Source organism: Marinococcus salis, assembly GCF_054971365.1.
Genome location: NZ_JBQOJB010000017.1, coordinates 1 through 11,491, shown reverse-complemented (window position 1 = coordinate 11,491; position 11,491 = coordinate 1). Strand labels below are relative to the sequence as shown.

The window sequence follows — 11,491 nt, the reverse complement described above, 5'->3', positions numbered from 1 at the left end:
AAACCAGCTCTATGCTCTCTCTCAGCCACTGGAGAGCATCTCTGTATAAAGCTTTTTGTTTTTTACTTCTTCCTGTCATAGTTTTAACGATATTTATTTTATGAAGATAGTACCTGCTGCAGCCTTGCCTGCACAACATTCTTTCCAAGAAGTGAAATGGCTACCGGCAGCTCCGGTCCATGCGTCTGGCCTGTCGTCGCCACACGGACCGGCATAAACAGCTGCTTGCCTTTATAGCCTGTCGCTTTCTGGGTAGCTTTTACCGCTTTTTTCACTGTCTCCGGTTCAAAATCCGAAGCTTCGTCAAGCTCTTTCGAGAATTGCTCCAGTACAGTGCTTACGTGCTCTTGCTCAAGGACTTCCTGGGCCTCCTGAGTGTAGTCAATCTCTGTTTTAAAGAACATGTCTGTCAATTCAACAATCTCTGCCGCATAGTGCATTTGCTCCTGATAGATTCCCACAAGCTGCTTCAACCACTCATACTGTTCTTCCGACAGCTTTGACGGCAGCTTTCCTGCTTCCTGCAGGTGCGGAAGCGCAAGGAGCGTCAGGCGCTCTGTATCTGCCTCTTTCACATACTGGTTGTTCATCCAGGCGAGCTTGTCCGTATCAAAGACCGCCGGGGCTTTGGACACCCGCTCCAGCGAAAACTGCTCTTTTAACTCTTCAATAGAAAACAGTTCTTCTTCGCCTTTTGGAGACCAGCCGAGCAGCGCCAGGAAGTTTACGATGGCTTCCGGCAGGTATCCAAGATCACGGTACTGTTCTACAAATTGGATTACCGAGCCGTCCCGCTTGCTCATTTTTTGGCGGTTGGGATTCAAAATCAGTGAGGCATGGGCAAAGCGTGGCTTTTCCCAATCAAAAGCATCGTAGACCAGTGCCTGGCGCGGGGTGTTGGAAAGATGCTCTTCTGCACGAATGACGTGTGAAATTTCCATCAGATGATCATCAATTACTACCGCAAAGTTATAGGTCGGTATGCCGTCTTTACGGGCAATAACAAAGTCTCCGATGTCGTTAGAGTCGAAAATGACGTTTCCTCTGACAACATCATCGATAATCACGCTTTTCCCTTCCGGCACGCGGAAACGAACGACAGGTTTAATCCCCTGGTCTTCGTATGCTTTTCGCTGTTCCGGGGTAAGGTCGCGGTCACGCCCGCTGTATTTCGGGGCTTCGCCGCGGGCCATCTGCTCTTCCCTTTCCTGGGCGAGCTCTTCTTCTGTCATATAATCATAATAGGCTTTGCCCTCATCAAGAAGACGCTGCACGTATTCTTTGTACAGGTCAATGCGTTCCATCGACTGATAGGGCGCATGCGGGCCGCCAACATCTACGCTTTCATCCCATTCGATTCCCAGCCAGCGCAGGCTTTCCATTAAACGAGAAGTAGCGTCTTCCACGTTACGCTCCTGGTCTGTGTCTTCAATGCGTAGAATAAAATCGCCGCCCTGGCTTCTGGCGAATAAATAATTAAACAGTGCCGAGCGCGCCCCGCCAATATGAAGATGGCCAGTCGGACTCGGAGCAAACCTTACACGTACTTTTTCACTCATTTCCTTCACCCTCCGTAGAATTCCTTTTTATCTCACACGTTTTTTCATATATTTAATCAGCTGGCTGCAGAAGGACCACCGCATGAGCAGCAATGCCTTCTTTTCGACCGACAAATCCAAGCTTTTCTGTAGTAGTCGCCTTTACGTTCACCTGGTCGTCTGCCTCTGCTTCAAGCAGTTTACTGATCTTCTTTTTCATCTCTGGTATATGTGGAGCCATTTTTGGTTTCTCGGCGAGTATGGTCGCGTCGACATTTCCCAGTTTCCATCCCTTAGCTTTTACAAGACTGCAGACATGCGCAAGCAGCTCCGCGGAATCAGCATCTTTAAACTCGGGATCTGTGTCTGGAAAATGCTTGCCGATATCGCCTAGACCGACTGCCCCCAGTATCGCATCTGTCACTGCATGAAGTAAAACGTCTGCATCCGAATGCCCCAGGAGCCCTTTATCATGAGGAATGTCTATGCCCCCAAGGATTAAAGGACGGCCTTCCTGCAGCTGATGTACATCATATCCATGTCCTATTCTCATTACCTTTTTCCCTCTCTTCGCTTCTGCAAAATCGCACGGGCCACCACCATGTCTTCAGGGGTGGTCAGCTTGATATTATCATAGCTCCCCTCGACAATTTTTACCGGCCGGCCCATATATTCCACCAGGCTGGTGTCGTCTGTCCCAATAATCTGATGAGCGGCAGCGTAATCGTAGGCTTCCGTCACCACTGCAGCCTGAAAAGCCTGCGGAGTCTGTACAGCCCATAAACTCGAGCGGTCAATTGTCTCAAGCACTTTCTCTCCATCTGTACGTTTAACGGTGTCTTTCATTTTTGTACCAAGTACTGCGGCTCCGGTCTGCTCTGCCTGGTCCACGAGACGGTGAATATCGGCCTGCTCCACAAACGGGCGGGCCCCGTCATGGACCAAAACGACCTGATGCTCAGGGATAAGGCATTTCAACCCTTCATGTACACTGTTCTGGCGCTCGTTTCCACCAACGACCACCTGCTTCACTTTCCTTATGCCCCACTCCTTGAAAAGCTCTTCCATATCATAAATTTCTGAAGCATTGGCAACAACAATAATTTCTTTACACCACGGATCCTGCTCGAAAACAGATGCAGTATGAATTATTAATGGCCGTTCTTCTAAAACGAGAAACTGTTTATTATGGCCCGCCTGCATTCGCTTCCCCTGGCCGGCTGCAGGAATGACTACCGCATAGTTCATAGTACCTCTCCAATTTCACGACATTGTGTTACCAGTGTATGTATCGCATTTGCTCCGCTCTTAAAGCAAAGTCCGCTTGTTAATAATATGCTAGTACCCATAAAACGCCCTTATTATTCTACCGTACCGCTTATCAAACATTAATTTTACCAAAACTTTCTCTGAAGGAAAAGCTGACAGTTCTGTATAACCTGGAAAAATCCGCATAAAAAAACCCTGTGCAGGCACAGGGCATTTCCTTATAAAGCTTTTTCGCGCTTTGATACCTTTGGTTTGGCAAATATCATCCGTCCAGCACTCGTCTGCAGGACACTTGTAACTACCACTTCTATTTCCTGGCCGATATAGCCTTTGCCGCTTTCGACTACAATCATCGTGCCATCGTCTAAGTATCCGATGCCCTGGCTCTGTTCTTTTCCGTCTTTGATTACCTGGACCAGCATTTCTTCGCCGGGAAGAACGACTGGTTTGACGGCGTTCGCCAGGTCATTAATATTTAACACACTAACGCCTTGGAGGTCGCATACTTTGTTTAAATTAAAATCATTGGTAACGACAATGCCATTCCGCACTTTCGCGAGTTTTACCAGCTTGCTGTCCACTTCATGAATATCTTCAAAATCGGTGTCCGTAATCTCTACTTCAATAGGAAGCTCCTTTTGAATGCGATTTAAAATATCAAGACCCCGCCGGCCCCGGTTGCGCTTTAACACATCCGAAGAATCCGCAATATGCTGAAGCTCTTCAAGCACAAATTCCGGAATTACCAGTTTTCCTTCAATAAACCCTGACTGGCAAATATCCGCAATGCGCCCGTCAATAATTACGCTCGTATCAAGCAGTTTCTCCCACGCCTGATTTTCTTCCGAGGTTGCTGCAGCGTCCAGCGCTGCTTCTTCCTTCGCAGCAGCGTTTTTTGAGGTCGAAAAAAGGCCCAGCAGTTCATCACGCTTTTTAAAACCAATCTGAAAGCCGAAGTAGCCACAGAAAAAGGATAAAAACAAGGGCAGAACGGAATCAATTACTGGAATACGGATTGAATTAAGCGGAAGAGAAATGAGAAAGGCAACCACCAGGCCGAAAATCAGGCCTAGCGTCCCGAATAACACGTCTGTAACAGGTGCCTTCACGACTTTTTCTTCTAAAAAGCGCATGCCGTTGACAATTGGTCTTGCCACCCACAAACTAATAGCCCAAAACACAAATCCAACAACAATAGCCCCTGCAATTGCACCGATATAGGCATTATACACCCAGTCAGGAAAAGTATAAAAAGGAAATAATGAGATAAGTTCAGGAATATAAAGGAAACCTAACGTAATACCGGCAAGAACAAAAAATAACTGTACAATCTTTTCCAACACTTTCCATGCACCTCCTTAAGGATATTATAAACATTTTTCTCTCCGTACAAACCACTAACGCCATATTTATCACAACTTTGGACAATTTGATACAATATATTCATAAGATTGTTGAATTTTCTTAATTATTAGGAAAAAGGATAGAGAAGATCCTGGAAAACGAACAGGACCTTCATCTTCCTATCTATCTGAGCGGGGCCGGATCAAGCGCAGCGTCCAGTGCTTCTTCAAGCGTCTTTACGCCTATTACCTGAATGCCTTCCGGAAATGTCCACCCGCCAATATTTTTTGATGGAATAATCGCTCGCGAAAATCCGAGCTTTGCTGCTTCTTTCACGCGTTCCTCCACCCGGGAAATGCGCCGGATCTCCCCGGTCAGCCCGACTTCCCCCATTACAATATCTCCCGGATTCGTTGATTGATTCCGAAAGCTTGAGGCAACGCATATCGCAATACCAAGGTCAACCGCCGGCTCGTCGAGCTTCACTCCCCCGGCAACATTAATATAAGCATCTTGGTTTTGAAGAAGCATACCGAGGCGTTTTTCGAGCACCGCCATCAGAAGTGCAATCCGGTTCTGGTCGATGCCCGTAGCTGTCCGGCGCGGGTATGCGTAGCTCGTAGGAGCAATTAGCGCCTGCAGTTCCACAAGCACCGGCCGGGTACCTTCCAAAGAGGCTACTACTGCTGAGCCTGACGTACCCTCGGTTCGTTCTTCGAGAAAGATTTCAGAGGGGTTTGTTACTTCCTTCAGTCCTGCTTCCTTCATTTCGAATATACCGATCTCATTCGTCGAGCCGAACCTGTTTTTTACAGCCCGCAAGATCCGATACGTATTATGCTGTTCGCCTTCAAAGTAAAGCACGGAATCTACCATATGCTCGAGCATTTTCGGTCCGGCAATGGACCCCTGCTTGGTCATATGGCCGACAACGAATACAGCAATGCCCTGATTTTTTGCGATATGCATAAATGTCGACGTCGATTCACGTACTTGGGCTACGCTCCCAGGGGCCGACTGGATTTCATCCGAGTGCACTGTCTGAATCGAATCAATAATTACAAGGTCAGGCTTCACTTCTTCCATCGCCGCTTCGATCCGTTCCATGTTTGTTTCTGTAAAGACAAACAGCGTATCTGCTTCCACTCCGAGCCGTTCCGCTCTCATTTTTGTCTGCTTTACCGATTCCTCTCCGGAAACATAAAGCACACGATACTTCTGGGAAGCAAGCAGGGCAGATACCTGAAGAAGCAGCGTCGACTTTCCGATCCCAGGGTCGCCCCCAACCAGTACTAGCGATCCCGGCACGATGCCTCCCCCTAATACTCTGTTTAATTCTTCTACAGACGTTGAAATGCGGTTTTCTTTTTCCCCGGTTACCCGGGTAATTGGTGTCGGCTTGTCGGCTTCACTGAACACATTTGCCGCCGGGCGGCGGCTTGATTTTGATGCCGGAGCTTCTTTTTCCTCTACCATCGTATTCCAGTTGTTGCAGGCCGGACAGCGCCCCATCCACTTTTGCGTTTCATACCCACATTCCTGGCAGACAAATTTTGTTTTCGTTTTTGCCATACGATCCTCCTCTTTTACTACGGGAAGCACCCGTTTTCGTTTCGATTTCACTCTAATTTGTATTCATAAAAAGAAAAACAGCTGCCCCCTGACATCAATATGCCACAAGGCAGCTGTTTCGATTATAACCTTATTGCGCTTTTGCCGTGCCTGATTTCGTTTCAACAATGAACTCATCGTCTTTCACATCAATGACAGCGGTACTGCCTTCTTGAAGCGTGCCTTTGAGGAGCTCATCGGATAAACGATCTTCCACGTGACGCTGCAGAGCACGTCTGAGCGGCCGGGCCCCGTATTCAGGATCAAAACCTTCATCAGCAATTTTATCGAGCGCTGCTTCGGTAATTTCAACGCTGATGCCGTGTTCTTCCACACGTTTTTTAAGCTGCTCGGTCATTAAGCGCACAATCTTTTTGATATGCTCTTTTTCCAAACTGTGGAAGACAATGATTTCGTCCAGGCGGTTAATAAATTCAGGACGGAATGTGTTTTTCAGCTCGCCCATGATTTTGTCACGCATATCGTCGAATTTCTGCTCGGTTGACTGAGCGGCAAAGCCGACGCTTTTATTTTGGCGGAGAGTGCTTGCCCCGACGTTCGATGTCAGGATCAATGCTGTATTTCTAAAATCGACCCGGCGTCCTTTGGAGTCGGTGAGAAACCCATCTTCAAGTACTTGAAGCAGGATGTTAAATACTTCCGGGTGCGCCTTTTCAATCTCGTCGAGCAAAATAACGGAGTACGGATTACGACGCACTTTTTCTGTCAGCTGGCCGCCTTCTTCATAGCCGACATAGCCTGGAGGGGAACCGACCAGGCGGCTCGTTGCGTGGCGTTCCATATATTCGGACATATCAATGCGGATAATTGATTCTTCGTCTCCAAATAGTGTTTCCGCTACAGCACGTGCCAGCTCTGTTTTACCTACACCCGTAGGTCCGAGAAAGATAAAGGAGCCAATCGGCCGTTTCGGATCTTTCAAGCCTGCACGGGCACGACGCACGGCTTTGGAAATAGCATTGACTGCTTCATCCTGACCGACAACCCGGTTATGCAGAATGTCTTCCATATGAAGCAGGCGGTCCGTCTCTTCTTCCGCAAGCTTGGATACCGGTACGCCTGTCCAGCTCGAAACAACCTGAGCAATATCCTCTGTCGTAATCGCAGAGTTCTCCTGTCCCTGCTTTTCTTTCCATTCATTTTTCATTTCTTCGACTTCTGCGCGCAGCCGCTGCTCGGAATCACGAAGGGAAGCCGCTTTTTCAAATTCCTGGCTTTGAACAGCCGCATCTTTTTCCTTGCGTGTTTCCTCGAGGTTTTGTTCAAGTTCTTTTAGGTTGGGTGGTGCTGTATAGGAACGCAGACGCACCCGTGAACCCGCTTCGTCGATTAAGTCGATTGCTTTATCCGGGAGGAAACGGTCCGAAATGTACCGGTCGGATAATTTTACGGCCTGTTCGATGGCTTCGTCCCCGATAGTTACCCGGTGATGGGCTTCGTAACGGTCTCTCAGACCAGCAAGGATTTGAATAGATTCTTCAAGGGTCGGTTCATCCACTTGAATTGGCTGGAAACGACGTTCAAGCGCGGCATCTTTTTCAATATACTTGCGGTATTCATCCAGCGTAGTTGCACCAATGCACTGCAGCTCTCCACGTGCAAGGGACGGCTTCAGAATGTTCGATGCGTCAATCGCACCCTCTGCACCGCCGGCGCCAATTAAGGTATGCAGTTCGTCAATGAACAACAGCACATTTCCGGACTGGCGGATTTCTTCCATTACTTTTTTCAGGCGGTCTTCAAATTCACCGCGGTATTTCGTGCCGGCAACGACTGTGCCCATGTCGAGGGTCATGACCCGTTTATTCCGGAGCGTTTCTGGAACTTCGTTAGAGACGATCGACAATGCCAGGCCTTCAGCGATAGCTGTTTTACCTACACCAGGCTCCCCGATAAGAACCGGGTTGTTTTTTGTCCGGCGGCTTAATACCTGAATAACACGTTCAATTTCCTGGCTTCTTCCGATGACCGGATCGAGGCCTTCTTCTTTAGCTACTGCCGTCAGGTCTCTTGCTAAGCTGTCCAGGGTAGGCGTATTGGCGCTTCCCCCTGCTCCAGGAGCCTGCTGGCTTCCAGAGCTCGAAGCACCTTCATTGCTTCCGAGAAGCTGAAGCACCTGCTGCCGGGCTTTATTCAGGCTGACGCCAAGATTATTCAGTACCCGGGCTGCAACGCCTTCTCCTTCACGGATTAAGCCAAGCAGAATGTGCTCTGTTCCTACATAGGAATGCCCAAGTTTTCTCGCTTCATCCATGGAAAGCTCAATAACTTTTTTCGCCCGTGGAGTGTAATGAATCGTTTTCGATCCCTGTTGCCCAGTACCAATAAGGGTTTCTACTTCCTGCTGAATCTGGTCTGTATCCAAATTCAATGCTTGAAGGGCTTTCGCCGCAATGCCCTCACCTTCACGCACTAAACCAAGAAGAATGTGTTCTGTTCCTATATTATTATGGCCAAGGCGGATAGCTTCTTCCTGAGCTAGCGCCAATACTTTTTGCGCTCGTTCTGTAAAACGGCCAAACATCATGTTGCATGCACCTCCTACGCATTGGTAAATCTATAGTTCAAGTTTTATTCTTTCACGGATCACACTTGCCCGTCTTATATCTGCTTCTTCTTGAGTCAGTGATTCTCCTGCATACTGCTCAAGAAAACCAGGCTGAGTCAGTAACATAAGTTCATTTAAAATATTACCCGAAATCCCTTTAATTAAATCCAGGTCGATACCAAGCCTCACGTCTGATAAACGATTGGCAGCTTCTTTGGTTGTCATCGTACGGCTGTAGGCAAGGATGCCGTAAGACCTGAACACCCGGTCTTCGAGCTTTATTCTTGAAGAGCTGAGCAGAGACTCGCGTGCGTGGCGTTCTCTTTGAATCACCTGCATTACTACACCGCGCAGATCTTCAATGATATCTTTTTCAGATTTTCCTAATGTCATCTGGTTGGAAATTTGAAAAAGGTTGCCAAGTGCTTCACTGCCTTCTCCGTAAATGCCTCTTACGACAAGACCAATCTGGTGAATAGCCGGAAGAATACGGCTAAGCTGGTTGGTCCAGACTAAAGCAGGCAGGTGTACCATTACTGAAGCTCTCATACCTGTTCCTACATTTGTCGGGCAGCTTGTTAAGTAACCGAGCCTTTCGTCAAACGCATAGGTAAGGTTGGCTTCCGCCCAATCATCGAGACGGTCAGCTTCATTGTAACATTCTTCAAGCTGCATGCCGTTACTCAGACATTGAAGACGTAAATGATCTTCCTCATTAACCATGATACTGATTGATTCATCGTTATTCAAAAGAACAGCACTATGTGCCATGTTTTTTATTAAATAGGGGCTGACAAGATGCTTTTCCACCAGTACCTGCCGTTCATTCGGGCGAAGCTCATTCATATTCAACGCTTCAAGGAAGCCTACTTCTTTTGATTGATTCAATAGAGTGGAAGAAGCATAGCGCAGAAGTGTTGCACTTGCTTCTTCTGAAGCAAAAACAGGGAAGGGATATTGCTCTATGTTACGGGCAAGCCGGACCCGGGTGCTGAGAGCAATATCGCCTTCCGGCCCTGGGCCTTCCTGCATCCACGGACTGATCGCTTCTGAAAAAAATTGTTCGGATGCCATCAGCTGTCTTCCTCCCTTCCTTGAAACTGCTTTTCAAGGGCCCGGATTTCGTCTCTTAATTCCGCAGCTTTTTCAAACTCTTCATTTTGGACAAAAATGTTAATCTGTCGTCTTTTCTCCTCCAGCTCCCTTTGGGCATACAGCTTCTCATGCCTGTGTTTTGGAACCTTGCCGGTATGATGGGTATTGCCGCTGTGTACCCGGCGAAAAACAGGTGTCAGTTTCGATTCAAACGCGTGATAACAATGAGCACAACCCAATCGACCGGATTGAGTGAACTGTTTATACGTCAGTCCGCAGTTGTCACATGTCAGCGGCCGGGTTGTGTTTGCTTTTTTCGGCTGTTTCTTCCCGGCGTTTCCAGTAGTACTAGGCTGATCCATGTTTAATAAGTCCGATAACAAGTCCTGGATTGTATAGCCACCGGCAGCTGACATGAAAGAATGCTCCGTTTCAGAAGATTCCCCTTGTTCTTTTGCACACTCTTCGCATAAATGAAGCTCTGTTTTAGCTCCATTAACGATTTTCGTGTAATGCAAAGAGGCCGGACGCTGACCGCAATTCTGACAGATCATATCTCTTCCCTCCCCTTATTCATAGCGCAGGCTTTCTATCATAGCTTGCATGATCCGCGCACGAACAATATCCCTTTCTTCTGGATACTTCAAAGCCAGTATAGACCTATCAACTGCCGCAAGCATTAAATTTGCTTCACGCTTATTCACCACTTTTTCCTCAAATAAACGCATAATAACACTCTCTGCCGTTCTTTGATCAATACCGTGGCCCACAAGATCTGAAACTTGGCGAAGCAGCTCTGCGTGATCTGAAATTTTAGCCCTTGTAATTCGTATATACCCGCCACCGCCACGTTTACTCTCTACTACATAGCCTTTTTCAATAGTAAAACGCGTGCTTATGACATAATTAATCTGAGAGGGGACACACTCAAAGCGCTTTGCAAGTTCACTTCTTTTAATTTCAATTAGATCCTGTTCACTCTGTGTTAAAATTTGTTTTAAATAATTTTCAATAACATCAGACATGCTTTTCATTCCCGCGACCTCCTCTCCGCCCCGGTTCGTCTTGCTATTATCAAAAAATTGATTTTGACTATCTTTGACTATAATATATAATATTATTCAATTGTTTTCAAGCTAGAGAAGGGCAAAATGAAAAATCCGCCCTGAGATATATTAATCATAGGACGGATTCAATTCTATTTCTTTTATGCTCTCCACTTTATATAAAGATTGATACAGTTCTGTTTCAGCTATACCCTCTGGTAGATGAAGTTTAATATAATAATGAAGAAGAGCTTCGTCTTCGTCGAATTCTTTCCCTTTTATTTTTTGAACTTGAACCTCCATGCTTTCGAGACGCTGAATCGCCTCGCCGAGCTCGTTTGCTTTTTTGTCCATAGCTATAAACAATACGTCCGTATCAGAAACGTTTTTAAACCATTTGTCTACGTGATTTAGAAAGATAAGACTTGTCAATACAATGACCGTCGCAGCAATACCAGCAAAAAACATTCCTGCCCCTATGGTTAGGCCGATAGCAGCGACTGTCCAGATGGAAGCAGCAGTAGTCAGCCCCCGTATAGAAGCTCCCTGAACTATAATGGTACCAGCACCGAGGAAGCCAATCCCACTTATTACATAAGAAGCCAAACGCGAAGGATCATAAGCAACCAGATCCCCGTTTTGGTTTAAATAGTCCTGAAAGCCAAATAAAGCAAGCAGCATCACCAAACAGGAACCGGTCCCAACCAGCAGATGGGTTCGAAAACCAGCTGGATGGCCTTTCGATTCCCGCTCAATTCCTATCACTCCCGCCAAAAAAGCAGCAAGAATTAAACGAATTAGTATAATGACTGATTCATATTCCAACCACTGCTCCATCTAAGTCACATCCTTTCCTTCATTATATCCTATCTTTTTTGCTTTGTTTAAAGCTTTCTCATATAAAAAAACCGCTCCCCTCCGAAAAGGGAAACGGTTTAGCTCGCCCGGCAGCGATCTACTTTCACGGGGGGAGAGCCCCCGGCTATCATCAACGCTGAAGAGCTTAACTTCCGTGTTCG

At 47.0% G+C, this 11,491-nt stretch carries 10 protein-coding genes and 1 other annotated feature (1 of these 11 cut by a window edge); all 10 genes read right to left on the bottom strand.

Annotation, left to right across the window (positions count from 1 at the left end; all coding sequences use genetic code 11):
* Positions 1 to 88, bottom strand: a binding site (T-box leader); it reaches 130 nt to the left of the window's first position.
* 10 nt (positions 89 to 98) lie between these two features.
* Positions 99 to 1,559 carry a glutamate--tRNA ligase gene (gltX, locus tag ACTTK6_RS12765; protein ID WP_079475086.1) on the bottom strand — a complete coding sequence of 487 codons (1,461 nt, stop codon included), beginning with the start codon at positions 1,557 to 1,559 and terminating at the stop codon, positions 99 to 101.
* Between the two features lie 52 nt (positions 1,560 to 1,611).
* Positions 1,612 to 2,091 carry a 2-C-methyl-D-erythritol 2,4-cyclodiphosphate synthase gene (ispF, locus tag ACTTK6_RS12760; RefSeq protein WP_079475085.1) on the bottom strand — a complete coding sequence of 160 codons (480 nt, stop codon included), beginning with the start codon at positions 2,089 to 2,091 and terminating at the stop codon, positions 1,612 to 1,614.
* Entirely contained in the window at positions 2,091 to 2,786 is a 696-nt protein-coding gene (gene ispD / locus ACTTK6_RS12755) for a 2-C-methyl-D-erythritol 4-phosphate cytidylyltransferase (RefSeq protein WP_462833607.1), read from the bottom strand. Before ispD ends, ispF begins: the two co-directional genes overlap by 1 nt.
* Positions 2,787 to 3,025: 239 nt before the next feature.
* Positions 3,026 to 4,150, bottom strand: coding sequence for a PIN/TRAM domain-containing protein (locus ACTTK6_RS12750; RefSeq protein ID WP_079475083.1), 1,125 nt, complete (start codon positions 4,148 to 4,150; stop codon positions 3,026 to 3,028).
* A gap of 184 nt (positions 4,151 to 4,334) precedes the next feature.
* Complete coding sequence (gene radA / locus ACTTK6_RS12745; RefSeq protein WP_462833606.1) at positions 4,335 to 5,723, bottom strand: DNA repair protein RadA; 1,389 nt, start codon at positions 5,721 to 5,723, stop codon at positions 4,335 to 4,337.
* Positions 5,724 to 5,853: 130 nt separating this feature from the next.
* Positions 5,854 to 8,310: an ATP-dependent protease ATP-binding subunit ClpC gene (gene clpC / locus ACTTK6_RS12740; RefSeq protein ID WP_079475081.1), complete on the bottom strand. Its 2,457-nt coding sequence runs from the start codon at positions 8,308 to 8,310 to the stop codon at positions 5,854 to 5,856.
* Positions 8,311 to 8,340: 30 nt separating this feature from the next.
* Positions 8,341 to 9,405: a protein arginine kinase gene (locus ACTTK6_RS12735; protein ID WP_079475080.1), complete on the bottom strand. Its 1,065-nt coding sequence runs from the start codon at positions 9,403 to 9,405 to the stop codon at positions 8,341 to 8,343.
* The gene (locus tag ACTTK6_RS12730; protein WP_079475079.1) at positions 9,405 to 9,980 is read right to left on the bottom strand and encodes a UvrB/UvrC motif-containing protein; all 576 of its coding nucleotides are present in this window, start codon (positions 9,978 to 9,980) and stop codon (positions 9,405 to 9,407) included. Before ACTTK6_RS12730 ends, ACTTK6_RS12735 begins: the two co-directional genes overlap by 1 nt.
* Before the next feature lie 15 nt (positions 9,981 to 9,995).
* Positions 9,996 to 10,460, bottom strand: coding sequence for a CtsR family transcriptional regulator (locus ACTTK6_RS12725; protein WP_079475078.1), 465 nt, complete (start codon positions 10,458 to 10,460; stop codon positions 9,996 to 9,998).
* A gap of 141 nt (positions 10,461 to 10,601) precedes the next feature.
* Complete coding sequence (locus ACTTK6_RS12720) at positions 10,602 to 11,309, bottom strand: MgtC/SapB family protein (protein WP_079475077.1); 708 nt, start codon at positions 11,307 to 11,309, stop codon at positions 10,602 to 10,604.
* Positions 11,310 to 11,491: the final 182 nt, after the last annotated feature.